The following is a 26,173-nucleotide window of genomic DNA, read 5'->3' on the forward strand; positions in this document are numbered from 1 at the left end:
GGAGGTGTTTTCTTTTAGAGCATCGCTGAGACCCAGAACACGCGTCCTACGACTTCGAGGTCTTCGACCGGGAGGTAGATGTCCAGGTACTCTGGGTTGTAGCTGTGTAGCCTGATTTGGGTCTTCCCGACTTTGAAGCACTGCTTGATCAGGAGCTCGCCTTGGCTGACCACGGCGTAGATTTCCCCATCTTTGATGGTGCGGCTGCCTTTGTCGATACCGATGGTATCCCCGGAGTACAGTCTGGGTTCCATGCTGTCGCCTGTGACAGACGCGGCGATAACATCGTTTGGTTGGACTCCGTGTCTGTAGAGTGTGGCCCGCCCAAAGGGGATTTGGAACCCGTTATTGTCTTCGTTTTCTTGCGAACCATGTCCGGCGGCGAAGCGTACGTCTTTGTAGAACGGAGCGTACACGAACTCGTCTTCCGGGAGTTTGTCGTTTGCCGACCAGAATCGGAATTGCCCATGCAGGACGGCATCGCTGTTGGTTACAATCCGTTGGGCTTCGGTCTCAACGAGTTGTTCCAGCGCCTCTTTGGAGACGATCTTGCCACCCTTCCGTGTTTTTCCTGACTGCTCCTTCCCGCAGACGGGGCAACCGCTGACGGATTTCAGCATATTATTCACAGTGGAGACAGTCTGCTCACCATGTTTTGGGCATAGAATTTGCGCTGAATCCATCATTCGGGTAAAAGTCAGGAGTTTGTACCCTTTGCCTGGGAACTTTTCATCGATTTTTTCTTGTATCTGCTCTTTAGTGTAGGCCATTTGTATCACTTTCTTTGCTTCAACAGGTAGTCCACAGTTTTGTGGTATGCCTGGTAATCTTCTAGTGCTTCTATTAACTCCCCTCGCCATAGTTTTGCAGGGTCGAAACCGGCGTCTTGGAGTTTTTGGGCGGGGTTACTAATTTGGCAGAGTGCATTTTTAAATTCTGCTTGACCTGCGACATTAAATAAGTCGTGGAGATCCTTATTACATCGTAGCTTGGCACAACTGCGGATTAATTCATCCTCTAAACTGTTAGTTTGTTGTACAAGCCCTTTGAGAACACGACGTTGGTGCAGAGTTTTTAGGTTTGTCAAGAATAATTCTGGGCTTGTGTTCTGAGCTAAATCGGCGTCATAAAGAATGATAACCTCGATCTTTTCAAATATGGTCTCGAACTTACGCAGCTTCTTCTCAATTCGATTATGCCACGGATTAAATATTTCTACTTTCGGGATTACTTTGAGAATCTTTTTTAGCAAAATTCTTTCGGTCTCCCCCTCGACATAAATTATTCGTTGCACTGTTAATCCTCCCATAAGATGTCATCTAGTTCAAAGAGGCTCGGAAGGGTTAGGAACACATCATTTTTTACATAATTCAGGAGATTGCGGTCATTCCTCTTGAACATAGTCTCTGGTTGAACAAATGTAGTTTTATCCCACTCTTTCTTTAGGAAAACGAAGCTATGTGTGGGCATATTCATAGCTAAGACATCATTGTTATGGGTGGTGTAGAACAGTTGCGTATTCCTACCCATTTTTTCAATGAGGAGGTTAAGCATGGCAACCTCTAATTCGGAGTGGGCATAAGCCATTGCTTCATCTAAGAAGTAGGTCTGACAGTTTGTGGTAGTTGTTTTGTCTCGAATAATACGGGACAGCATGCAGGCCACTGTAACTGCTTCTCGTGTACCCCGAGATAAGCGATCCACATTGGCAATTTTACCTTCTCGGTCAAGGATAACATCATCACCATTCATAAAGCGAATACTGAATCCGGCCAATCCTCTATCGTCCTTGATTTCCACTACATCGGAAATAGACGTATCGTAGGTTTTTAAGACTCTGGCGAACAGTCGGGCGTCGCTGAGGTCGGCTTTCCAGATGTTTGCAGAAGGTTCCATTGTATGATTGACATGGTATTGCCAGCCGAAGTTTGGGACTTTGTTGAGCGCATTTACAATGTCTAGGTATGCCTTTGCGGCTATACCGGAAGATTGAAGCAACGTAGAGTTTGGAACCGTTTCCCCAGTAAGAACCTTACTCAAACGTTCCCTTGCTTTCCGACTACTGGCGGTACTCTCGATATAGGTGGTGGCATACACCACATCCGGGTTATGGTGGTCTGGATAGAGCGTAATTTGCAGGCAGTGCAGTCGATGGTCGGCTGGAGTAGCAAACTCAACCGAGCAGGTCGCGATATTGTTTGGATTATAGATACATTGTCGGAACTCTTGAGCAGTAGCGAGGATACCCCCAGCAACTGCAAACTGAAGCCCATTTAAAATCTGACCAAATGAACTTTTCCCACTTGCGTTTGCACCAGACAAAATACACACACGACGGTACCTGAAGGACTCACGCCCCTCCAGGTACTCGAACGGGATAGTGCTGTTTACCACCTTCTTCGGGATAGTTAGATCCAATTCTGCGTGGTCGAAGTTGAAAAGATTATGTATGGTGACTTTAGTAATAATCATGTTATTTCCACTTTTGGGAAGTAATCGGTAAGTGTAGTTTATCGTTGCTATAGTAGGAAAAGCAACCAAAACTTTAGGAAAAGCGAAGTTTGTTGCGCCCATGTTACACACTTTACATTGTAAATAGTATAATACGTGTAATTAAACGGGGATTCTGTATGCTGCCAGACACATTTAACCTTGCCGATTACTCGACGGCGGAACTGAAACACATCTTTGAGTACCTGAAAAATGCGTTCGAAGGCCAAGACATCAACCTGGAGCGCGAACTGATCGAGCACTACCAGCAATGTAAGGACGCGCGGGACCAGGCGATGACGATGTTGCACTCAGGGGAGAACTCCAGTGCGGCGGCTGCCCTGCTAAATGCGACTACTTCGGCCTTGAAGGAGGTCGCTCGACTACAGACCGAGTTGTACGATGCCGAGCGGGTCAAACTCCTTGAACGTCTGATGACGGAAGTCCTGCGTAAGGCGTCGGACGGCGAACAGTTGCTGCAATGGTTGGATGTGGAGATGAAGAAAAATGGCTATTGACTTACGCGAATCGTTCAACCGTATCAAAGCAGGCTATAAGGGCGAGTTCGACACCACGCAGACGGCGGATTGGATACAGAGGCACCTGAAACTTTCCGGTCGGCAGGTGTCGTTTAAGGGGCGTGAGTACCAGGAGCGCATTCTGAAGTCGGATGCGCCGACGATTGTCGTGAAAAAGTGTTCTCAGGTGGGTATTTCCGAGCTCATGTTGATGCGGAACCTGGCGCTGATGGACATTTTGAACGGGTTTAAGATTATTCATACTCTGCCGACGGCGCTGTTTGCCCAGAAGGTGATGAAAACTCGTGTCGATCCGCTGTTGACAAGCTCTCCGAAGCTGCAATCCAAGCTGAATAAGAACCTGGATAACGCCAGTGTGAAGCAGATTGGGGACAGTTTGCTGTACTTGAATGGTACCAACACGACAGCCTCGGCGATCAGTATCCCGGCAGACTGCATTGTGGTGGACGAGTTGGACTTCTCCGTGATGGAGAACGTGGAAAGCCTGCAATCTCGTCTGACGGCTTCGCAATATCGGTGGTGGAACTATGTAAGTACACCGACAGTACCGAATTTTGGGATTGACTCGCAGTTTCAGGCCAGTAAGCGATATTACAACCATTGCAAGTGCAAGCATTGTGGTCGTTGGTATCTTCCGGACTTCCTGAAACACACGCGTATCCCTGACTTTGATGGGGATTTGCTCGCTATTAATAAGGGAATGTTGGGTTCTATCCGTTGGCAGGAGGCTACTATGTTCTGTCCGCACTGTGCTAAACCGGCGGATTTGAGTATTGAGCACCGCGCCTGGGTTTGTGAGAACCCGTCTGATAATTTCTTGGTGGACGGTTTTCAAATCAGTCCGACGGACGCGCCAAGTATCATCACGCCGGCAGACTTGGTGTTGTGGAGCACCCGCTTCAAGCGAAAAGTGAACTTCGTGAACTACCACTTGGGACAGGTGATGGCGGACAATGATTCCGGGATCAGTGAAGCTGACCTTGACCTGATGGAACAGGTCGGCGCACTGCCGGCATCAGGTTTCCGTGTGTTCGGCTTGGATATGGGTACGGAATGCCACCTGACGGTGGGTGTGACGGACGGCCAAGGGAAGCTGACGGTGATTGAGAAACACCGTTTGGATTACCGCACGGTGGAAGAAGAGTTGAATCGGTTGATTGCACGACATAGGCCGACCACGATTTTGGCGGATAGCCAACCGTATGTGGAAACCATCCATCGTTTGCAGAGCCGGATACACAACCTGTACGGGTCGGTGTATGTGACGACCAAAGATATGCAACCGTATCGTGTGATTGACCAGAGCGAGGACACGCAGAAGGCATTGTTGGACCGCAGACAGGTGAACGTGAACCGCAATGTGGCACTGAACATCCTGATGGACGATATTCGCAGCGGTCTGGTCGGCGTGACGGTGGACTCGGAACAGGGTTTGTTCCGTCAGCAGATGCAGGATATGAAGAGGAAACCTGCAAGTGCGAAGGCGTTCAACGGTGAGGTTAGTGATGAAGACAGCGAGCCTGAAGCCTATGTGTGGGTGAAGACTACCGGGAACGACCACTACCACCACTCCTTGCTGTACTGCCATATCGCGGCACAGTTGGTGCATCACCTCCCCGGACGTGGCGCCTTGCCCATGTTCATCGGGTCGTTCAAAGTCAAAAGCTAAAGACAAAAAGAAGCCGCTGGAAACAGCGGCTTTAAGACATGGCTAATGCTTACAAAGTATCGCAGAGATAGATGGAGACGCTTGCGATTAAGGAGAAATGTCCAATCGATCTGTGGAACAGATTATATCACACTTTTCTACTAATTACACGTTTTTCTGTACAAATAGTGTAATTCAATGTATAATGCAAGCATTATCAGTTTGATTTATTGGTATGCGCCTGCCCTCTGTCCTCTCTCGATTCTCCGCAGCCGTAGGTGCTTTGGCCTCTACGGCCACTGGCGCAGGACGGGCGACTCAGAAAACAAAAGCTTTGAGACCGCCTATAGGGGCTCAATCCAAGCCGTCGTACTTGACGAAGGCGAATACCGATAGCGGCCGTCCGTTGTCTCGGCCCGACCGCAGCCTGATCAACACTGACATCACCACTTACCGCAGCGGTAAGGACACCCAAACCATTATCCGGGACTTCGCAGTCTCCACACCGGACCTATCCGCATCGGTAGATGCGTACATCAGGACGGCCATCACGGCGGGTTACATCGCCGTAGCGAAGAATCTGGACGGCACGTTTAATGCAGAAGCTACCCAAGCCTTGCAGTCCCTACTCGTTCGGCTGGATGTGCTGAAGAACTATGACGAAGGGTTCTCCAACGTTAGTTCGATCCGTTCACTGGGTGAGGCACTGGCCAAAGAAGGTCGTTACTACGGTGCGATGGCTTTGGAATTAGTGCTGGATAAGTCACGTCAGCCAGTGAAGTTGCAGCCGGTGTCCGTAACAACGGTGCAATTTCAAGTTACCGAGGACGGCTTACAACCGATCCAGAAAGTGGACAATGAAGAAGTAAGTTTGGACTACCCAACGTTCTTCTATGTGTCAGTTGATCAGGATTTGCTGACTCCGTATGCGAGCAGCCCGCTTGAACCGGCCCTACAACCTATCCTGTTTATGCAGGAGTTCATGAATGACCTGCGACGCATTGTGCGCCGTGCAATCCATCCACGGATTAAGGTCACGCTGAACGGGCAAGAGTTGTTGAAGACTATGCCGGCACAGTACAGGGATTCCACGGAAAAGACCACTGAATACTTGAACATGATCAAGGACGATGTGGCACGAAGCATCAACGACCTGGCACCTGAAGACGCGCTGGTGGTGCTGGACGAGTTGGAGGTTGAGTACCTGACCGCAGGGAACATCAGCCACGACACCGAGATGACGGCACTGAAGAACATCATCAACGACAAGATTTCTTCAGGTACGAAAACGTTACCGTCCATTCTGGGCCACGGCTCCAGCAGCAGCAACATCGCCTCTACCGAGTCCCTGCTGTTTATGAAGTCGGCAGAGGGTTTGCAGTTCGCGTTGAACAATATTTTCTCGCAAGCTCTGACTCTGGCCACCCGCCTCCTAGGCTACGACGTGTACGTTGAGTTCTCGTATGACCGCATTGACCTGCGCCCGGACTCAGAGCTTGAAGCCTTTAAAGCGATGAAGCAATCCCGTGTGCTGGAATTATTGAGCTTGGGTTTGATGGGCGACGAGGAAGCCTGCCTTCAACTGACAGGGAACCTTCCACAACCGGGGATGGTCAGACTCTCTGGTACCGGCTTTAAGTCGAACAAAGTAGAAAGTAACAACCCCTACAGCAACACCTCCCAGGGAACGTTGAACCAGAATCTTGATTCTGATGCGCCGAAAAACCCGAAAAGCGGGAACGGCGGCAAGAAAGGGAACACATGATTATTGAGAAAGGAGCCCTGTGGGCAGGGACTGAAGCCAGCCTTCAGCAAGTTACTGACCTAAATACTCGCTTCGAGGCCAAGTTGCCTGAGTTACTGGCTGCGGGTTTGGGCGACGAGCAACCTTATAAACCGTACCAGGTAACGGACAAAGGGACCGCTATCGTCGCGGTGAAGGGCCCGATGGTGAATATTGACCTGTCCCCATCCTTCTGTGCCATCTTTGGTATTACTTCTTACCCGGCTCTGCAAGCCATATTCTCCGACTTACTGGCGAACGACGACGTTGAGCGCATTTTATTAGACGTGAACTCCGGGGGCGGTAATGTTGCCGGCCTAAGTGATACGGTTGCCTTGTTGCGGACGGTGGCTGCACAGAAGCCAGTAGCGACTTATGCCAGCGACAACTGCTGCTCCGCAGCGTACTGGTTAGGTTCTGTTGGCCGAACCATTGGGATGTCTCCGGCGGGCACCACTGGCTCAATCGGTGTCATCAGCGTTCATGTCAGCGAAAAGGAAGCCGCCGAACGCGACGGCTACAAACCCACCGTGATGCGCTCGGGTAGCCGCAAGGCACTGGGCCACCCGCTGGAAGACTTTACCGACGAAGCCAAAGCGGAGAAGCAACACTTTCTGAACTTCGTACACGACAATTTCGTGAAGACTGTGGCTCAGAACCGTAATCAGCCGGTAGCGCAGGTTCAGTTGCTGGCCGATGGCCGCTGCTTCTACGGCGCCGAAGCCTTAGATGTTGGTTTGGTGGACCGGATGTGCACATTCCAAGAGTTTTTAGCCGACTTCGAGGCGCAAGCTGCGGGGTCATATCATCAACCTAGCGGTTTTGCCGCTAACAATGGAGGTAATTCCATGAACTTAGAGCAAGCTCTAGCGCGGGTAGCCGAACTGGAAGGCGAGCAGGAAGCCGGCAAAACCGCTTTGGCTGCCGCTGAGACTCGTGCTGCCGCAGCCGAAGGCAAGGTAGCCGAACTGACTGCGAGCAACCAGGCATTGGCTACGTCTTTGGCTGCCGCCGAGGCTGACCGTCAGACCTGCGCCGACATTCTGGACCGCAACATCCAAGCGATGGCGACGGCCCTGAACGCCGAGGTACTGGTTCCTGAAGATTTCGCTGGTAAGCAGGCGTACTTCAACCAGATTCAAGAGAAGTTTAACGCTAAATTCCCCGCTGGCGGTGTTGCTGCGGTAGCCCCTCAATCAGAAGGCGGCGTACAGGCAAGCGATCTCCCCGCGTGGGCTCGTAAATATGTGAAATAAGGGAGCAAGTAAATGGCTAAATATACCTTAGGCATTCTGCTGGGCGCGAATACTCAGGCAACCGATTCCTACAAACTGGGCAATGCTGCTGCCGAGTACAACGACAAAGACCGTAACAAGGCAGTGAAACTGAGCACTACCACTGAAGGCACGATGGTGCTGTGCGCTGCTGATGACGAAATCGAAGGCTTCATCGCCTCGGTTGAGAGCTTCACCCAGGACGGCCAAACCTTTGGCACCGTAGTTCGTAAAGGCCCGCTGGTACGCCAACTGGTAACTGCTGGTGCCGCGTTGAACCTTGGTGACTATGTAGTGAGCGACACGCAGGATGCGGCCAAAACCAATACCGGCCCGACTCAGCACGTTACCAATAACATTGGCCTGACCAAAGTGAAGAAGAAAGCCAGTGGTACCTCAGGTTGGCGTGTGGTGAGTGTGCGCGATTCTGCCGCCAAAATTTATGTAATTGAAAGTGTTTAACTAGGAGCACGATATGACTATTGGTGTGTTTTATGGCAAGGGCGGCGAACGTCACGAAATTCCGTTGGACGCCCGTATGTACAAGGAAGCTGCCGAAGCCGGTTGCTCCGTCCCCCAATATCTGGAACGCAAACACCAGGATAAGACTGACGCTGCCACCCAAGGCACCATCTGGAATCAACTGCTAGAGCAGAACGGCATGGTGATGGATGGTAATCCGATCACTGGTTTGGGCCCGGCCAAAATGGCTCACATTCTGGACGGCGGTATCTCTAACGGTATTGACGCCTCCATCGTGCGTGATGCCGTACCGGCCAGCCGTATCCTGGCTCCTGCCGCTGTATTGGAAATGGTGGAAGTGAACCTAGCCGCCGACAAGACCAGCGACATCGCTACCTTCGAGAAGATGATCAGTTACAACTTCTCGGTGAATGATGACCGCTTCGAGCAACCAGTGGTGGATTTCTCCGCTAACGACAGCGTTCGCAGCAAAGCGATCGGTCAGTTGGCCGCTCCGCAACTCTTCGGTCGTTTGACTGTGGCTGACCGCATGGGTTCTATCCCGACCTACTCGCTGGGTCTGGAAATGTCCGACAAAGCCCAGAAGGCTTACACCTTTGACTTTGTAACCCGACTGATCGCCCGTCAAGCCGCCGCTGAGAAGGCCGCTCGTGTAAACGGCCACATCAATGCCTTGGTAAACGGCGATGCTGATACCCAGCAAGCGGCTCTGCCGAAAGTGGCTGCCAAAACCTTCGACGCTGCTGCCGTCGGTAAGAAACTGACCCACAAAGCCTACATCTCTTGGCTGCGCCGCAACCGCGCCCGCCGCCACATTGACTGGGTAATGTGTGACCTGGCTACCTACTTCAAGATCATTGGTCGTGAAGGTCGCCCCACTATCCAGACAATGCCGGCTGTGTACCCCGAAGCGATGGCCGAGATGGCTCGCGCTGTAAACCTGAACCACCTGGAACCCCAGATTTACATCGTGGACGACGGCGTAATTCCGACCGACACCATCGTTGGTTTGGACAGTCGCTACGCCATCAACCGTGTAACCAACCTGAGCGCCAACTACAGCGCCGTACAGGAACTGGTAATGCGTCGTGGTACTGAGATGCGCTTCGACTTCGGTGAGTTGGTATTCCGTGGCGAAGACGCTGCTTGGGATGTACTGGAACTTACCCAGTCTTAATGGGACGGCAGGGCGTCTGTCGGCGCCCTGCCCCTACTGGAGCGAACTATGTTGAAAGTTTTCGTAACTCGCGGCTTTCCTTTCTGGGATGCAGAGAACCGCATCTACATTACGGAGCAGCCGACCGAAGTACAAGATTCTGAATGGTTGCAGGCACAGATCGAGGCCGGTCTGATTGCTGTAGCCGAAGAGGAGCAAGCTGATACGCCGAAACGTGGTCGTAGCAGAGCTGCCTCTGAACCCGAGTCCACAGAAAAGACTGAATAACCATGCCTACTCCGCAAGAGATTTATGACGACGGCACCGCCGTCCCGGCACCTGCCCTGGCAGTTCCCGGCTTCGGCGACCTCACTACCACAGAAGAAGTGCGCTCGCTGTTTGGACTCTCTCCTGCGGAGATTCCTGACGAGATGCTGGCCCAGCCCGTACATGGTCGGGAAATCAGTTTAAAACTGATGAAATTATCTCCGCGTTTAGCGACGAACTGGAGCACTTTAGCTGCCAGTAGCGATCCGCGAGACGTACAAGTGGTGTCGTTAGTTAAGAGTTGGGTGGCCTATGCGTTCGCTGATCGGATTTGCGACGTACTACCGTTGGTAGTGGCTCGTACTCTGACTGATTCGAAAGCAAGTTTCCAACGCTTCGACACCGACTTACAAAACGTAATTACTAGTATTCGTGCCCGTTTCGCTCTGACTGAAGCGGAGCTACAAAGTTTATTGGACGGCATCTATGTTGATGCTACCAGGTTGTCCCCGATTTCCTCAGGGCGACCAACGTATGACCCCGTAACCGGAACGTAATTATGCGCTTGGAACAGGTATCCCGATTCTTTGATCGAACTCCGATGTGGGATGCCTACACCGGTCAAAAGCTCAGGGCTAAGTGCCAGGTGGTGGCCTGGGACAGCCCGAGAAGGGATGGTCTGACAACGCTGCGCCGTACTTTCTATATGAGGTACGGCAGCCACCTCCCTACGCGACGCACGGTCGTGGTCGGTGGTGAGGCTTGGCTGGTAGCAACAGACCCGTCCGGCGACTCGTTCGGCGCGGCTGTAACCCGCGTCGGCTATGTCGCTCAACAAGCGCATCTCGGAAAGGCGGGAACGACTGCCGAAGTGTTGGCCAATGGGGGAACGGCAGTGTACCTGTCGCGGGTGTGGATTAAAGATGTGAAAGACATTACAACGACTTCCGAGTCGCAAAGTCAGTATTACATCTACTTCACACCCGGCGAACCGGTGCAGGTTGGTCAATTTCTTCAAGTGGACGGGCAGTGGCACATCTGTCGCAACATCTTATCCGGTGCAGCCGGTTTGATGGTGGCAGAGTGCAACGAGCTCGAACCTGATTGTTTTGTGTCGGTGCGTATCCCCAGCACAGGCACTTGGGACCCGATTACTGAAACCTATATCGGCGGCTCTGATCTTACGTTGCAGGCTCTACTGCTGAACTGGCGTGATGACTATACCCACGAACTACCATCCTTCGATAAGGAACAAGTTGGCGACATCCGCCTCCGCTTTGCTCCTGCTGATGCGGTTCACCTGAAACAAGATACCCGCATCGAATTTCGCGGCGATAAGTGGCAGTTGGCTAGTCAGACCAAACGTTCCGATGATTCCGTATCGGCAGTGTTCCGTAGGGTGTCCTAAGATGGACGTAAGGATGTCAGGACGTTTACAGAATCTGCCCGCCTTGCAAGGGATAGTGAAGAAGGTCCAGCGGGAGATTCAAAGCACGGCGAAAGCTGCGGTTACAGTGATGCTGGAGTGTGCGACCGACCGTACGCCGAAGTATTCTGGGATAGCTACGAACCAGTGGTATGTCGTGACGAAACTTAGTGGGGTGTTCACTATTCCGGACACCACACCCCGCCCAGGCACCCCTTTACCAGAGCCGCGGTTCGAAGACGGTATCTTCGATAGTAACGCTGATGCTTATAACGCACATGTGGTCTCTACCCGCTTGGGGCGAGTGATGCCAGAGGTGGCTCAGGCTGTAAAGCAACAGCATCAAGTCTCACTCTACTTATTTAACGCCGCTCCACATGCGTCTTATTGGTTAGAGCATAACCCCGCGCTTATCGAGCTCCGTGAGGTTAATCAAGATTACTGGCACATGGCGGCAATCCGGGAAATGATTCAAATACGTTTAAACGATTCACCCGACATTGAGGTTGACGATGGGTAGTCTGACATTCCGCGATGCGGTTGTAACTAAGTTGGTGAACTGGAGCCGTAACCGCCAAGACTTCCGGCTCTATTTGGAGAACGGTCCTACCATAGATTGGGACCGGGATGAACGCCCGATTGTTTCAGTGGAGCTCGCTTACTCTAACTCAACTCAGGCTGACCTAAACGCACAGCCGATGATCCGCGACGAGGGTTCGATCCTCGTGACGGTGATGGTGAAACAGATGACCGGTATGCGTACCGGCTACCAACTCCGAGAGGAGGTCGCCAACCTGCTACAACGTCAAGACCTCGGAGGAGCAACCACTCAAGTGGGACGCAAACTGCCGAATACTGGCGAAATAAAAGGTTGGGTCGGTTATCGCGTGGCGATACCGTTTTGGCATTACTACATTGATTAGCAACAGAAAGGAAGCATTATGGCTTTACGGGTAGCAACCACGGCCTCCGGCCAGTTAGCGTATATCCCTGAAACCGTGGCAGGGGAAACACCGACCACTGGCAAAGGTATCAATCTGCGTATGACAGGCGAGTCCTTTGAGCAGACCATCTCTAAAGAGGTCTCCAAAGAGATTAACGCCACCCGCCAGACCGCAGGTATGTTCTTGACTGACAACCAGGTGAGCGGCGGCTTTCAGTTTGAATTGTCTGCTGGCGAATACGACACTTTGTTGGAAGCCACACTGATGGACGACTGGTCCACTTTCGGTACCAACGGCGCTACTGCTGCCGAGTCTGCCGAGTTCAAGGCTGCTGATAAGTCTATTACCTTTACCAGCAACATCAGTGCGTTCGGTACATTGCCGGTTGGCGCCTACATCCTGATTACCGGTACCGGTGTCAAACCGAAGAACGCCAAACCGCTGCGTGTACAGACCGTAGCCGGCAAAAAGATTACCGTGTACGAAGATTTGGAAGACCAGACTGTAGCCGACGCTGTGATTCACCACAAACGTTTGACCAACGGTGTAAAACGTCGCTCCTTCTCCTTCGAGAAGACCATCAGTGATGCGAACCAACGTTTCATTTATCGCGGTTGCCAGATGTCAAAGTTCAGCCTGAACTTTGAATCCAAGGCTGCGATGACGGGCTCATTCGAAATTATCGGCATGACTGCGGCCAACGGCGATACCCGAATGTTGGGCGACCGTACCGACTACAACGCCAGCCAGGCGAACCCGATTATTGACGCTGTGTTGGGTATGGAGAATGTGCTGCTGGACGGCGCTGACATCCGTACTGATATGACTGCCGGTGTGAAAAAAATCACGCTGGAGTATGACAACAACATGAAGGGTCATGACGCCATCGGCGTGTTGGGTAACGTGGACGTTACCGCCGGCGTAATCAAGGTTTCCGGCAATATCAGCATGTATTTCAACAAGGGCAGCATCTACAACGAAGTAATTCGTCAGACCCGCTTCAACCTGAGTTGGAAAGTGTATGACCGTAACGGCCACGGTTACGCCATCACCCTACCCTCTGTGGAATTGAACTCCCCGAAAGTTGCGATCCCAGACAACGACAGTCCGGTGATGGTGGAGTTGGAATACTCTGCCTTGATGGATCCCACAACCCACAAAACTATTTTCATCGACCGATTCTAACCAACCGCAGGGCGAAAGCCCTGCCCATCTCCCCCAAGGAAAGGAAGAACTATGGCAACGAAAGCTGCTAAAAAAGGTTTCAGCGTCGCCAGACGCTATGCGATGGACACTGCCGCTGAAGTCAGAGGTTTATGGTTTGACTTTGAAGATGGCGCCCGTCTTCAGGTCGCTCGTTACGGCAACCCTGAGCACGTTAAATTAGAACGCCAACTGGAAGCCGAGTATGCGGCGAAGTTGGAATCTAAGGATCGTGAAGTGCAAACTGAAGCTCGCACTGAACTGAACCGCCGTGTGTTCGCCCACACCTTACTCAAAGGTTGGGAAGGCATCTTGGACGAAAACGAGAAGGAGCTACCCTACTCTGTCGAGGCCGCAGAACAGTTGCTGGAGTTCCCAGAGTTCTTCGGCGCTGTTTTGGAGTTCGCCACCCAGGTGGAGAAATTCCGTAAATACAAACAGGACGCCGCAGTAAAAAACTAATTGAGTGCCTGCGCTGGGAGCAGAAGTGGGCGCCCCAACTTGAGTTCCTTCTGGAACTAAAAGAACAAGGGGCGACCCCAGATGCTCTGAAACAGATGTCCCAGCGCAATCCTGAGTTTGATTGGTTGTTTGAAGCATATACCATGCTGACACGCAGCCGACAAATCGGGATGTCGGAATATTACATCCCCATGAGCGAGTACGCTGCGTACCTCGACATCATCATGCTGGATGACCCGGAGCAGCGCATTTTGTTGGTTTCGGTTTTGACCGAAGTAGACGCGGTGCTCCTATCCGAGCGCTTGGCCGCGCAGGCACAGAAGACCTCCCAGTAATGGGAGGTTTTTTCGCTGCAATCTTTCCGCTTATTCTACCTTTTACTGTATAAACTGTGTAATATTTGATAAAATAGAGCTATCGAATTTTCTTATCGGATAGCCATTTATGTCTTCTCCTATTGTTCAAGAAGTCAAGATTACTTCCTCCGGCTTCCCCACGCTGATCTCCCAGCTGGAAACCGTAGAGAAGCGTCTCACGAGTATCAATAGTAGTGCTAATAATCCGAATGGCCTGCGTAATGTACTCAAAGAGTTACAGGCGCAGCATCACACCTTGAAGGCAATGGCCTCAGACTTGAAGACGTCTGCGGATAAATTGGTGTCTATCGACCAACGTGCTTCCACCGTCTTGCAGAATGCCACCCGCCAAGCGCAGGCATTCTCGGCTGCTACCTCGACCATGAACGTTCGCCTAAGTGAGGCGAATACTAATCTGACGAAGATGCAATCCGCCGGGGTGCGATGGACGTCCGATATGGGTCGAGCCACGAGCGGGCTGACCAGGGTTGCGGATACGACGCAGAAGGCCGCAGCGGCGGCTCAACGCTCTGCGGCTGAACACGCCAAAGTGGCGAATCACACACGCAATGTAAATCAACACCTCCAGAGTACCCTCTCCCTGAGCAACAATTTGCATGGGGTATGGCGTGGTATGTCTGCGTCTGCCGGCATGATCTGGTTGTCTTGGGGTAATACCCTCGGGATGATTGCCGGTCTGGTTCCATCTATCGCTGCGCTGAAATCCATTGGTGCCAACCGTGAACTAGGTTGGCAGATGGCATTGGTAGGTGCTGCGGCTGAGGAAGGCGACGCTCGTGTGAAGGAGTTGACCCGCACCTTGCTGGACATGGGCGGCGGCCAGTACACACAGGGGCCGTTGCAGATGGCTGAAGCCTTGCGCGTTCTGGCGCAAGCCGGTCTGAAAACGCAGGAGGCGATGTCACTTCTCCCCTCCGTACTGAATATGGCGCTGGTGGCCGGTACAACCGACGAACAAGCCGCGTTGTTTACCACCGGTCTGCGATCCGCGTTTAATCTGTACGACTCCGCATCGCTGAAGGCTGGTATGGACCAGACCGCGATGGCGGCCAACGTTTCACAGACCTCTATCGAACAGATGATGATGTCTATGAAACAGGCCAGTGCGGCAGCGAATAAGTTCGGCTTGTCTGTAGCGGATACCTCTACTACCTTGGCCTTGCTCGCCCGTGTGAACATTACTGGTTCCAGTGCTGGTACCGCAGTGCGTAACTTGCTGACTGACTTAGCTGGCCGTACCGAGAAGTCCAGGAAAGCCTTGGAAGCATTGGGTATCTCCGCCTACGATGCGTCCGGCATGGTGAAGCCGTTCACCCACATCATCGCCGAACTGCAAGACAAATTTAGAGGGATGGATGATAAATCCAAACAACTCTGGATGCGCTCCTTCTTGGATGAGCGCGGGATGCGCGCCGCCGACGTATTGCTGAATACCACGACGGAAGAGTTCCGCAAACTGCATCAAGAGATTTTGCGCGGTGCGGAGAACATGGGCTACACCACAGTGCAGGCTGGACGGCTTGGGGATACGGCGGAAGGTTCATTCCGTAAGATGAAGGCTGCCTGGGAATCGACTTTTGCGGTGGTCGGTGGACAGACTGAAGGACCTTATACAGGGGTTTTGGTTAGCCTCACTAATTTGGCCAACCGCCCCGACGTAGTGAACGGATTGACGGGGATCGCTAATGGCTTGATTGGGGTCGCGAAAGCTGGGGTTGGAGTGTTATCTGTGCTATCCCCACTAACCCCTCTCCTAGTCTCTCTCGGTGCATCCACTACAACCGTCGTGGCGCTTAAAGGTGCCGGTTCACTGTGGACTTGGTCAAAAGCCGCGTTAGCTGCAACAGAAGCGGGGGGGAAGTACACCCGATCGTTATCTCTGATTAGTACCCTCACCTCCTCAACTACCCCGCGCATTACCGCTTTGACCGTGGCCGCCCGTTCGATGTGGGCTGCCTTTGCATCGAACCCTCTTGGGTGGGCCGTGGCGGGGGCAGCCGCGCTGGCTGGGGTGTACACCTACATGAAAATGAGCGCGGACAAAGCCAATGAGTTCGCGGTGGCTGTGAAGGGTTTACGCAGTGATTTAGCGGCAGTCAGCACAGAGACGTACAAAGCATTTAATACCTCCGGCGCTGGTCATCGTATGGATGTGAAGTTCGGTATTGACTCCGAGACTGGTAAACACTTCGATACGGAGTACCAAGCATTACTGTCTGGTGTGCAAAATAAAACGGCGTTGTCTTATCAACAGACTACCGAAGCCTTTGCCCAGAACCTTGCGCGTATTAACCAAGTTACAAAAGACGAGATTACTAAATTATCGGCTTCCACTGAGCAGACCTTAGCTCAAACGGGGCAGAAACGCATCGAGCAAGAGTTGATGATCCGTGACCGCAAACAAACTTTGCTGATGGATCAATTAACCAACCTCGACAAGATGCTGGCCAGCCAGAAAACATTGTCGGAAAAAGATCGTAACCTTCGTATGGCGTTGGAGAAAGATGTGTATGACAACGCCATCAAGCTGATGAATTTGCGTACTCAGTACGCAGTGCAGAAGTTGCGGGAGATTCGTGCGGAAGCTATTGCAACTGCGAGCTTCTTCGACCGTCTGACCGACCCTAATAAACGTCTGGACCCCGGTGTCCAAGCACAGATGGAGGATGCCGAACGCGCCTGGAAGGCTGGTACGGCTACCCCACAGCAACGTGCCTTCTACGAACGTAGGCAGGAACTGATGATGTCCGGGGTGTCTCCTGAGCAGGCGGGCAAACAGGCTGGGCAGGAAAAATTTGGGTTGTCCGTGGCTCCGGCAGCAGTTCTTGACGCCCCAGCGTTCTTCGAGATGCTTCAGAGAAACGGGAAGACCCCTGAAAGCTGGGCTCTGGAAGACCCGGAAAAGCGTTTGTCGACTATGACGGCACTACAGCACTCTATCGTACAGGATTACAACAACCGGCTGGCTGAGGTTTCCCGGTTGCAGCGTCAAGGTGCTACGACCAATACCAACCGAACTAACCGTTTCGGCACAACCCGCCCACAGAATAATGAACTAGCTGTGAAACAAGCGGAGCTTGAACGGGCTCGGCGCGATATGCAGACACTTCTTCCTCAATTGGTGCAGGGTATCACAGCGGTGCACCGACAAAAAGGTAGTGAAGTTCGTGCAGGTACGGCAAGGTCTCAGGTTGAGGTTACTGGTAACGAGTTCGGCACCCCACCCACATCTTCCCGTTCAGGTGGCGCAAAACGTGAACCGACCTTCAGCAGCAGCTCCTATATTTCCCTGCGAAAGCAACAAGCTCAAAGGGATTTAAGAGAGGCGAACGCCCAGCTCGAGTTAGAGTATCGACGTTACGGTATGATCGACCCTAATGGGGAGGCAGCCAGACGCTCGATGAACGCTGCCCGCCGCATTGATGAACTTAATGGACAGGGGGACGCTGAAAAAATTCGAACTATTCGGCGTGATGCTCGGGTGCTTATTCAGTCGGGCAAAGGGTCTGCTGAAGATAGGGCAGCAGCGTCGGATACTCTGAGAGATACTCAAAGCAACCCAGCCGCGTCCAGCAGAATGGTCCCCACCTATACCAAACTATTCGACCATGTGCCAAGGATTACCTCCGGCTTCGGTCCGCGCAAGGCTCCTGTACCCGGTGCATCTACTTTTCACAACGGGATTGACTTAGCTGTACCGGAAGGCACACCAATCCACGCCCCAGCGGGTGGTCGTGTAAGAGCATCCTACTCCACTGCACACGGTGGGATACAACTACTGTTTGATGACGACAACGGTGTAACGCACGGTATGGCTCACCTGTCGCAAGTGTTGGCGAAAGTAGGTGATCGTATCGAAGCTGGGCAAGTGTTGGCTAAATCCGGTCGCACAGGTATCGGTACAGGACCTCATCTGCACTACACCACGCGGGTGAATGGTAGATTGATGGACCCTACTAAAGTCATGACATCCTCTGGTGGTCGTGCCGTTCCCGCGTTACTCGGGGTCTCCGGTGAAAGCGGGGAATCCAGTGCTGTACAGGCGCAACAACTGAAATTGCAAAGGTATAACGAGGATAGTATCAAGTATCGTGCCGGTTTGGAACAAGAGGAGTTGAACGTCGCCAAGCAGCGCTTGGATATGGAAATCCAACTGGGCGTGTACTCCGAAGAGCGCAGCCGACAACTGAAAACACAACTTGAGATTACCCAACTCGAGAAAGAAAAACGCGCGGAATTGCAGAAATTGGAAGCCCGTGGCGTCACTGACGACCCGAACAACGACCAAGACCTCTACAGCGTAACGGCTCGCCGCTATGACGAGAAAATTTCGCTTGTCAAAGAGCAGATGGAGAATCAGATTCGTCTGCAACGTGACTGGAGAATGGGGTTACAACGTTCCTACAACGAGATTGTGGCCAACTCCTTCAACTACGCGAAGTTCGCATCCAGCCAAATGGACTCCGTAGTCGGCCATATGACCTCTGCAATGGAGAATTTAGCCATCACTGGCAGATTTCGCTTCCGTGAAATGACGGTCTCCATCCTGCAAGATTTATCCAAAATCTATATGCGGATGGCTACGATGAAGTTGGTGAACTATGTCGGGTCCTATCTCTTCGGCGGTAGCGGGGTTAGCACAGCAGGCGGCTCGATAGGTGGGATGTTCGCCACCGCCGCGCACGGTCGAGTCTTCAATTCCTCTGGGTTGGTTGCTTTCGCTCGAGGTGGGGTGGTTTCTTCCCCGACCTACTTCGGCTTCAACGGCGGACGCGGGTTGATGGGTGAACAAGGTTCTGAAGCGGTGATGCCGCTGACTAGAACCGCCAACGGCAATCTCGGGGTACAAGTTCAGGGTATGGGTGGCGGCACCGTTGTAAATGCCCCGGTATCAGTTAGCGTGACCGTAAACAGTGATGGCTCTACCGAGTCTGGTGTGAACGCCAACGAAGCTAAACAGTTGGGTGAAGCCATTCGCAACACCGTGGTGGAACAAGTGACCAGGATGTTGCGTCCGGGCGAGATAATTAACAACGCCATTCGTAACGGAGGGGTAGCATGACCTTCGCCGAATTAGAGCAGAACCTGTACTGGGCGTTCGAGCAATCCTCAATGGCGGTCGTGGTTCACTCCTCCTGGAGTGGGCTACCGACCACCGGGGGCACTGACCCGTATGCGGCGCATCATGCGGCAGCGAAGTTGCACCTCCGTATCGGGGAACTACCTCCCGACCAGCGCGACCTAATCCGCGCCAAGTACGGCCTGGTACCAGGTGCCTTGGCTGCAACTGCTACCCTGCTGCGCCAGACGTTCAACTTTAATGAGCCGGTGGCGGAAGGCATGGTTTTATGTTGGCTGAACCACCGCCAGCGCCCTCATTTTGCCGAGCTTGCTACGCTTTCGGGTGTGTCACTCCGCACGATAAAACGTCGTGCTAGTGAGGTGTATCGTTTTTTAGACGACCTACTATTACACGCATTACACGTTTTATCGGATAATTATGTACAAGATGCTTGGCACTCGGTATAATGTGAATTGATAAATTACTTTTCGTGCGCCCGCCTTTGGTGGGCGTTTTCGTTGGAGCTTTATGGACACGTTTACTTGGAATCCGAATCGCGGTATGGACACGGAAGTGGACCTAGGTATCCGCGAAGTACAGTTTGGAAACGGCGTTGTACAACTCCAGAACAAGTCGTTGGCTCTACCTCAGCGCAAGTTTTCTCTTCAGTTCGACCGTAGCACAACGGTGATTGACGAAATCGTAGCCTTCTTGCTCGACAATCAAGGCAAGCGCTTCATTTGGGAACGTCCGTCCGGCGAGCGTGTGATGGTGTACTGTGCCGAGATGCGCCGCACTGAGAGCGGTTTCCCTGACTCCCTACGCTGTACGTTCAAAGAGGTCTTTATCTAATGCCACGCACTCAAGCAATCAAAATTTATCAGGCCGCATCGGCGCTTCAGCAGAATGCGCTGGTGGACCTTTGGGAGTTGGACCTGCGACCTCTGGGCGGGGAGATTCTGCGCTACTGCAATATCGTGAACGAACTTGGGCAACCTGTGGTGTGGAAGGGTAAAACTTATGACCCACACCCAATCCACGCGGACGGGTTTGAGATGACCGGCCAAGGTGCCGGCAACCGCCCGAAGGTTACGTTGGCCAACGTACTTGGTGTGATTACCGGACTGGCGGAAAAGTACGACCAGTTGGTGGGGGCAGAGGTATGGCGCAGACAAACATACAGCCAATTCTTGGATGCAGTGAACTTCGCCGGAGGTAATCCGGAAGCGGACCCCACGCAGGAAATTGTCAGCAAATATCTGATCGAGCGGATGGTCACGCTGACCACGGAAAACGCCCAGTTTGAATTATCCGCACCCTCAGAGGCGGACGGTTCGATTATCCCGGCTCGACTGATGTTGGCCGACCATTGCCCTTGGGCGTATCGCGGAGAGGAGTGCGGTTATCGTGGGAAACCGGTAGCTGACCGTTTTGACATGCCGACCAACGACCCACAGAAAGATGACTGTAGCCACAAATTCTTGGGCTGCAAAGCCCGCTTTGGGGAAACCGCCGCCCTGCCCTACGGCGGCTGGATTTCTGTAGATAAAACTTTGACTTAACCACCTTAACGTGACGGAAGTTGTTGGAGGTTGGCTTTCAAGGTATAGGCTAGATAGCAGGATAGAATAAGTAATTGAAAAGGCATTGAAGAATTTTCAAAAGTGGTAGGTTTGGTGTCGCCTGCCCCAGTCTCATCAGTCGCTAACAACACCTTATCCAATGGCCTAATCTTAAAGTGCTTACCCACCTCCTCTAACCGTTTGCGGATTTCAGGAATTTTGTCTGTTATCTCTTCTTTTTTCAGGCGATGGGCGTACTTGTTACGAATGGAGTTAACCTCACTCAAGGCAGAAGCCAATGATGGGTGTAGTCCTAGGTTTTTCGCTATTACTACTTTGTCAAGAAACCCTATCACTTCCCTGTTCTTTTGCTTATTAAATAGAAAGTCCTCTATTCCACAGACATTATAGATAAAAGATTCAATGTGTTTATCACACATAAGGTGGAAGACGAGGAAAGCCTCTGAAGTCCAATCGACGTCAACCTGTCGGCTGACAGCCTGTTGGAAGTCCTCCGAAGCGAATCTATTGTCAAAAATCGTAGTGTCCATTTGGCATCCTTGTGTTTAGACCTGCAGTTTACTTTTCCACTGGGAGCTTTTCAATGAAACCTTACCCTCTTTTAGACCTTAGTCGTGTGGTTACACGGTTCGCTTATGCACCAGAAAAGGGTTTTGGGTGCCTTATTGCCCAGATGGGTCCGATGGCAGACGGTACGGAGTCTATCTTCATGTACTACTTAGACGCTGAGACAGAGACAGAATTTGTTACAAAGGGTAGAGGTAAAAATGATTCAATCATTGGTAATCCTGACTGACACCAAGACGGAAGAGACCATTCTCATGGTTGGTTTGAAAGAAAAGGCCGCTTCGTTCTACTACGACAAGAACGGCAACCTGACTTCTGTATTGGGTGACGACTGTCTCAAGCACATGCTGCCTGACCAGATTTGTGTGACTTCCCGCCCAAGTCGACTGTCTTGAGGGCCTTGATATGAACTCCAATTTGACTAAAAAGCGTATTTTCTCTGAAGGAGATGTAACGTTCTATAAGACCTCTTCGGGGATTGTGTGCGAAATAGCGTATGTGACCTCTTCGGATGGAGAGGAGTTTAATGCTCATGAGCTAATCCCCTTTTCAGACGAGAGGGTGCAGGAGCTAGTTCGAGCATTAGCTGCGTATCTTACTCAAGGACAGGGCGACGATCAGGATAGCCGAACAATCTCGGCGTGTGCCCGTCGTTTTGCTGGAAGCGCGACACCTCCCTATGGTGGGTGGACCACGGTACCCGGCGAGAGGAAGACCGATGAATCTGACAAAGACTATTCAAACTGAGATTTTGAACCACGCTGCCGCAGAAGCTCCGAACGAGTGCTGCGGCTTTGTTATTAAAGCGGGTCGGAAACAGGTGTATCGCCCCTGTAAGAATGTGGCTATCGAACCCGGGCAGCGCTTTGAGATTTCCCCGTTGGATTTCATCGAAGCATCGGACCAAGGTGAGGTGATCGCCATCGTGCATTCTCACCCAAACGGCGAACCTTTCTTATCGGGTGCGGATCGACAAGTTCAGGTGGCAAACAAGTTGCCGTGGGTGCTCGCTGTTTCAGGTAGCCTGAAAATCTTCGAACCGGTCCCGCATCTGCGGGGTCGCTTGTTCGAGTACGGCACGGCGGACTGCTACACCCTATTGACTGACGCCTACCATCTGGCTGGGATTGATTTGATGCCGGTTCAGCGTGGCGACATCGATGAAGATGCAGCCCAAGAGCTCTTTGTGAAACTCGCCAAGCAGGCTGGATTCTCCAGAGTGTACGACGTGCAGCCAGGGGACGTGATTATCACGGCGTTTGAAGGACATCCTAGTCATGCACTGCTCTATATTGGAGACGGTGACGTACTGCATCATGCCATTGGACACTTGAGCCGACGCGATATGTACGGACGCTTTATGCAAGACCGCACCCACAGTATCTGGCGGCACAAGGACTGGCACCCTGAGATGCTGCAAGCCATTATGAATGATTTGGAACACTCGAATTGATGACGGCGAAACGCCATGAAGCGGGAACTTCATGGCGTTTCTATTTGACAACCCTTTCCGTGCAAAGGATTGAAGCTAATTGGATTATAGCAAATTTTTAGAGGAGGTGCGAAAAATGTTTGAATTGTTTGTGAAGCACCGGGAAGTCCGAATGTTTATGTGGTGCGTCTGGGTCGTGCCTTTTCTCCTTGCGCTCGGATACTTCATCAAAGCTGTGAAATGGTGGTAGCACCATGATTACAGTTTGCTTGCACGGCGGCCTAAGTGAGTACGGTCGCCGTTTTAATTTGCACGTTGCGTCGCCGGCCGAGGCGGTCCGCGCATTACTGACGCAGTTGCCGAATCTGCGGGAGATTTTACAGAACGGGTTTTATCAGGTCCGCTTCAATCGGCACGACTTCAGCGAAGCAGAGTTGGAAACGGAGTTTCAGCAAGGTGGGCACGGGGTCTTACATATCGTCCCGCGTATTCAAGGTGCGGGCCGTGTCGGACAGATCGTGGCGGGTGTTGCGCTTCTCATTTTTGCGTGGTGGAACCCCTTTGGCTGGGCCGCCGGTGGCGCTCTACTGACCGGTATCTCTAGCTTAGGTATGGGTCTCGTGTTAGGTGGGGTGGCTCAACTGCTGACGAAAACCCCGAAGCTGGATACAGAGCAACGAGGACAAAAAGCGGGTCGAAATACCGCATTCTCCAATCTGGATAACACGTCCGCACAAGGCCAACCCGTACCGTTGTGCTACGGCAGAGCTTACTGTGGTAGTCGCGTAGTCTCCCAAGGTGTGGTCTCACGTCGCGTGAACACGAACGGCGACCCCGTACTGCAAAACCCAGAAGCGACGGATGTGACGTTGAAACTCGAAAAAACGTTTATCACCGGCAGGGCGGCGAAGGCGCCAAACGGGCAATACTACAACACTGATTTTAATGATGATTCCGTGCGGGCTCGGAACTACACGGCGGTTCTACAACAGGTATAAAGGATTATATAGATGGGTGGTAAGAAAGCAGGCGGTGGTGCGCGTACTCCGTATGAAGCGCCGAATACCCTATCGTCCGCCCAAACCCTGCGTATCGTAGATGTGATCAGTGAGGGGGTGGTTTCTGGGTTCGCTAATGGTGATGACGCTCCGTTCAAGAGCGTCTTTTTTAATGACACGCCTGTTCAAAACAGTGATGGCACCTACAACTTTAAAGGTGTGACCGCGTGGTTTCAACGTGGTACGCCGGACCAGTCTTACATCCCGGGATGGGAGACAACAGAACGTACTGTTGCCGTCTCTACTGCGGTGAAGAACACCTCCCCCGTGGTACGCACTGTATCCGATAACGGGTTGAACAGGTTGCGTGTAACTGTAGGTGTCGAACGTAACGTGTCCATCCAGGACAACGGGGACACCCTGCCCGCCAACACGTCTCTGGTGGTAGCCATTGTCAATAACGATGGGGTACACACCCAACGCACTGTGAATTTCACAGAGAAAGGTTCAGGCGCGTTCTACCATGACGAGGTATTCGAGAACCTACCCCCTGCGCCCTACTCCATCAAAGTTACTCGTCCCACCCCGGACAGCCAAACGGACAAGGTACAGAACGGGACCTTCTTTGCCAGCTACGTTGAAATCACAGACGCGAAATTGTGCTATCCGCACACCGCGTTGGTGGCACTTAGTGTCGATTCCGACCAATTCGGTGGCTCGACCCCGCGTCGTAACTACCTGATTAAAGGTAAAGAGGTTCAAGTTCCCAGTAACTACGACCCGGAGGCTAGAACCTACGCCGGACTTTGGGATGGTAGCTTCAAAATGGCGTGGACGAATAATCCGGCATGGGTATTCTACGATTTGCTGACCCAGCCTCGTTATTCCACGTTAGCCCGCCGCTTGCGCCCGGAAGACATCGACAAGTGGGCGCTCTACCGGGTCGCTCGCTACTGTGACGAGAAAGTTCCAGACGGGTTTGGGGGGCAAGAGCCGCGTTTCGTCTGCAACGTGTACCTCACCGACCAACGACAGGCCGGGGAGGTATTGACCGATATTGCCTCCGCTTTCTGCGGTATGCCTATCTGGAACGGCAATCAAGTCTCCGTGGTGTTGGACCAGAATCAAGACCCGGTAGCGCAATATGACAATAGTAACGTGGTGGACGGGTTGTTCGCCTACAGCGGCAGCGCGTTGAAAGCCACACACACTGCGGTACACGTTCGTTATGCGGATAAATACGACAGCTACCGTTCGAAAACGGAATACGTTGCGGATAACGAGGCCATCAAACGTTACGGTCTGAACATTAAGTCTGTAACTGCGTTCGGCTGTGACTCTCGTGGGCAGGCTGTTCGTGCTGGTCAGTGGATTCTACAAACCGGATTGCGCCAACAGAATACCGTGTCGTTCACTGTAGGTCGTGAAGGCTTGCGTCACTTACCTTACGACATCATTCAGGTGGCGGACAACCAGTATGCGGGCTTGCGCCTGGGTGGCCGTGTAATCGACGTGAATGACAAACTACTGACGGTGGATTTCCCGATTACGGAGAACCTGACCGATTGGCACTTGCAATATATCGGTTTTGAGAATGATGCCGACGGCAGACCCGTGCCGAAGCAGTACCACATCAAAGTGGTATCCCAGCCGAAACCCAACCAGATTTTGCTGGAATCGGCTCCACAATTGGCGGCTGGCGATAACTGGGCGCTGACCGGGAAGGTTCGCCCCCGACTGTACCGTGCAATCAGTATCAAAGAGAACACGGAGGAAGGCACCTACACCATTACGGCGTTGCTGCACGACCCCAGTAAATATGAAACCGTGGACCGCAGTGCATTGTTCGCACCGGGCGCGACTACGGTGTACAACACCACGCCGCAAATTGGTAATGGCAATCTGTCTAGCACCAACCGTGACATCACGATTAGTTGGGACAACCTGTCTGCGGACGGACAGATCGTCAGCTACGACATTAAGATTTTCAAAGATGGGCGGCTTTGGCGTCATATCCCGGATGCGCCGAATGCGGAAATTAAGCTGGAAGGTTTGCCTAACGGTGAATACCGGACTGAGATTCGCGGACGCACGGCTCGCGGGCAACTGACGGCACCGTTGGAGAAAGCCTGGACGCTGACGTATGCGCTGACAGGTGTCCGAACTACGCCGAAGTTGTTTGCCATTGATTTGAGTTGGAATCTACCGAATCCGTTGCTGGCTACCGCGCATACCGAAATTAGGTATGCCAAAGAGAATAACCGGGCGAAGTCCTCACTACTGGCGAAAGTACCCGCACCGCAGAACACCTTTGCTTTAACCGACGTGAAAGTTGGTGAGCGTTGGTACTTCTGGTTACGGTTGACTGATGCCGCCGGTGTCAGTGGCGAATGGACCGACGTGGTGGAAGGCACCTGTACGGACAACCCTGCGCTGCTGCTTGAACAGCTGAAAGGCAAAATCGGCAAAGAGCAGTTTG

At 52.4% G+C, this 26,173-nt stretch carries 26 protein-coding genes and 1 pseudogene; 23 read left to right on the top strand and 4 right to left on the bottom strand.

Annotated elements, in window-relative coordinates:
• Positions 1-14: 14 nt before the first annotated feature.
• The 3 genes from HMPREF2541_RS08070 to HMPREF2541_RS08080 are packed head-to-tail and all read right to left on the bottom strand — an operon-like array spanning position 15 to position 2,472.
• The gene (locus tag HMPREF2541_RS08070; protein WP_070542963.1) at positions 15-770 is read right to left on the bottom strand and encodes a S24 family peptidase; all 756 of its coding nucleotides are present in this window, start codon (positions 768-770) and stop codon (positions 15-17) included.
• A gap of 5 nt (positions 771-775) precedes the next feature.
• On the bottom strand, positions 776-1,309 hold the full coding sequence (locus tag HMPREF2541_RS12225) for a hypothetical protein (RefSeq protein ID WP_070542966.1): 534 nt from the start codon (positions 1,307-1,309) through the stop codon (positions 776-778).
• Positions 1,297-2,472 carry an AAA family ATPase gene (locus HMPREF2541_RS08080; RefSeq protein WP_070542968.1) on the bottom strand — a complete coding sequence of 392 codons (1,176 nt, stop codon included), beginning with the start codon at positions 2,470-2,472 and terminating at the stop codon, positions 1,297-1,299. Before HMPREF2541_RS08080 ends, HMPREF2541_RS12225 begins: the two co-directional genes overlap by 13 nt.
• 158 nt (positions 2,473-2,630) lie before the next feature.
• On the opposite strand from HMPREF2541_RS08080, the gene HMPREF2541_RS08085 reads away from it, so the two are divergent.
• From HMPREF2541_RS08085 to HMPREF2541_RS08170, 19 genes and pseudogenes are all read left to right on the top strand, one after another.
• Positions 2,631-3,008 (top strand): hypothetical protein, encoded by a 378-nt coding sequence (locus HMPREF2541_RS08085; protein WP_070542970.1) that lies wholly within the window; start codon positions 2,631-2,633, stop codon positions 3,006-3,008.
• On the top strand, positions 2,998-4,698 hold the full coding sequence (locus HMPREF2541_RS08090; RefSeq protein ID WP_070542973.1) for a phage terminase large subunit family protein: 1,701 nt from the start codon (positions 2,998-3,000) through the stop codon (positions 4,696-4,698). Before HMPREF2541_RS08085 ends, HMPREF2541_RS08090 begins: the two co-directional genes overlap by 11 nt.
• 385 nt (positions 4,699-5,083) lie before the next feature.
• Positions 5,084-6,442: a hypothetical protein gene (locus tag HMPREF2541_RS08095; RefSeq protein WP_168161108.1), complete on the top strand. Its 1,359-nt coding sequence runs from the start codon at positions 5,084-5,086 to the stop codon at positions 6,440-6,442.
• A complete protein-coding gene (locus HMPREF2541_RS08100; protein ID WP_070542979.1) occupies positions 6,439-7,716 on the top strand; it encodes a S49 family peptidase in 1,278 nt (425 codons plus the stop codon). Before HMPREF2541_RS08095 ends, HMPREF2541_RS08100 begins: the two co-directional genes overlap by 4 nt.
• 12 nt (positions 7,717-7,728) lie before the next feature.
• Positions 7,729-8,196, top strand: coding sequence for a hypothetical protein (locus HMPREF2541_RS08105; protein ID WP_070542982.1), 468 nt, complete (start codon positions 7,729-7,731; stop codon positions 8,194-8,196).
• Between the two features lie 13 nt (positions 8,197-8,209).
• Positions 8,210-9,394 carry a hypothetical protein gene (locus HMPREF2541_RS08110; RefSeq protein ID WP_070542984.1) on the top strand — a complete coding sequence of 395 codons (1,185 nt, stop codon included), beginning with the start codon at positions 8,210-8,212 and terminating at the stop codon, positions 9,392-9,394.
• Positions 9,395-9,442: 48 nt separating this feature from the next.
• Positions 9,443-9,661: a hypothetical protein gene (locus HMPREF2541_RS08115; protein WP_070542986.1), complete on the top strand. Its 219-nt coding sequence runs from the start codon at positions 9,443-9,445 to the stop codon at positions 9,659-9,661.
• 2 nt (positions 9,662-9,663) lie between these two features.
• The gene (locus tag HMPREF2541_RS08120) at positions 9,664-10,197 is read left to right on the top strand and encodes a hypothetical protein (RefSeq protein ID WP_070542989.1); all 534 of its coding nucleotides are present in this window, start codon (positions 9,664-9,666) and stop codon (positions 10,195-10,197) included.
• Positions 10,198-10,199: 2 nt separating this feature from the next.
• Complete coding sequence (locus tag HMPREF2541_RS08125) at positions 10,200-11,048, top strand: hypothetical protein (protein WP_070542992.1); 849 nt, start codon at positions 10,200-10,202, stop codon at positions 11,046-11,048.
• Between the two features lie 13 nt (positions 11,049-11,061).
• Complete coding sequence (locus tag HMPREF2541_RS08130; RefSeq protein ID WP_141744222.1) at positions 11,062-11,586, top strand: hypothetical protein; 525 nt, start codon at positions 11,062-11,064, stop codon at positions 11,584-11,586.
• A gap of 178 nt (positions 11,587-11,764) precedes the next feature.
• On the top strand, positions 11,765-11,989 hold the full coding sequence (locus HMPREF2541_RS12010; RefSeq protein WP_141744223.1) for a hypothetical protein: 225 nt from the start codon (positions 11,765-11,767) through the stop codon (positions 11,987-11,989).
• Between the two features lie 18 nt (positions 11,990-12,007).
• Entirely contained in the window at positions 12,008-13,195 is a 1,188-nt protein-coding gene (locus HMPREF2541_RS08140) for a phage tail tube protein (protein ID WP_070543001.1), read from the top strand.
• A 51-nt stretch (positions 13,196-13,246) separates the two neighbouring features.
• A complete protein-coding gene (locus HMPREF2541_RS08145) occupies positions 13,247-13,675 on the top strand; it encodes a hypothetical protein (protein WP_070543004.1) in 429 nt (142 codons plus the stop codon).
• 170 nt (positions 13,676-13,845) lie between these two features.
• On the top strand, positions 13,846-14,010 hold the full coding sequence (locus HMPREF2541_RS12230) for a hypothetical protein (RefSeq protein WP_168161109.1): 165 nt from the start codon (positions 13,846-13,848) through the stop codon (positions 14,008-14,010).
• Positions 14,011-14,716: 706 nt separating this feature from the next.
• A pseudogene (locus HMPREF2541_RS12585) lies at positions 14,717-15,754 on the top strand (phage tail tape measure protein); the annotation flags it as partial.
• A gap of 1,875 nt (positions 15,755-17,629) precedes the next feature.
• On the top strand, positions 17,630-19,114 hold the full coding sequence (locus HMPREF2541_RS12590; protein WP_371327087.1) for a peptidoglycan DD-metalloendopeptidase family protein: 1,485 nt from the start codon (positions 17,630-17,632) through the stop codon (positions 19,112-19,114).
• Positions 19,111-19,581 carry a hypothetical protein gene (locus HMPREF2541_RS08160; protein ID WP_070543012.1) on the top strand — a complete coding sequence of 157 codons (471 nt, stop codon included), beginning with the start codon at positions 19,111-19,113 and terminating at the stop codon, positions 19,579-19,581. Before HMPREF2541_RS12590 ends, HMPREF2541_RS08160 begins: the two co-directional genes overlap by 4 nt.
• Before the next feature lie 61 nt (positions 19,582-19,642).
• Positions 19,643-19,966 (top strand): phage tail protein, encoded by a 324-nt coding sequence (locus HMPREF2541_RS08165; protein ID WP_083296801.1) that lies wholly within the window; start codon positions 19,643-19,645, stop codon positions 19,964-19,966.
• Positions 19,966-20,676 (top strand): phage minor tail protein L, encoded by a 711-nt coding sequence (locus tag HMPREF2541_RS08170; RefSeq protein ID WP_070543016.1) that lies wholly within the window; start codon positions 19,966-19,968, stop codon positions 20,674-20,676. The genes HMPREF2541_RS08165 and HMPREF2541_RS08170 overlap by 1 nt, the downstream gene beginning before the upstream one ends.
• A gap of 5 nt (positions 20,677-20,681) precedes the next feature.
• Here the strand turns inward: HMPREF2541_RS08170 and HMPREF2541_RS08175 are convergent, their stop codons facing one another.
• Positions 20,682-21,227: a hypothetical protein gene (locus tag HMPREF2541_RS08175; RefSeq protein WP_070543019.1), complete on the bottom strand. Its 546-nt coding sequence runs from the start codon at positions 21,225-21,227 to the stop codon at positions 20,682-20,684.
• 237 nt (positions 21,228-21,464) lie between these two features.
• Between HMPREF2541_RS08175 and HMPREF2541_RS08180 the strand changes: the two genes are divergently transcribed.
• The 4 genes from HMPREF2541_RS08180 to HMPREF2541_RS08195 all read left to right on the top strand — a co-directional run.
• Entirely contained in the window at positions 21,465-21,659 is a 195-nt protein-coding gene (locus tag HMPREF2541_RS08180; RefSeq protein WP_070543021.1) for a hypothetical protein, read from the top strand.
• 323 nt (positions 21,660-21,982) lie between these two features.
• A complete protein-coding gene (locus HMPREF2541_RS08185; protein WP_070543024.1) occupies positions 21,983-22,717 on the top strand; it encodes a C40 family peptidase in 735 nt (244 codons plus the stop codon).
• Between the two features lie 233 nt (positions 22,718-22,950).
• A complete protein-coding gene (locus tag HMPREF2541_RS08190) occupies positions 22,951-23,694 on the top strand; it encodes a tail assembly protein (RefSeq protein ID WP_070543027.1) in 744 nt (247 codons plus the stop codon).
• 12 nt (positions 23,695-23,706) lie between these two features.
• A partial coding sequence (locus tag HMPREF2541_RS08195) for a TipJ family phage tail tip protein (RefSeq protein WP_141744225.1) occupies positions 23,707-26,173 on the top strand: 2,467 nt, incomplete at its 3' end.

The organism is Eikenella sp. HMSC061C02 (genome assembly GCF_001809035.1).
In the GTDB taxonomy this organism is placed as follows: Bacteria; Pseudomonadota; Gammaproteobacteria; order Burkholderiales; family Neisseriaceae; genus Eikenella; species Eikenella corrodens.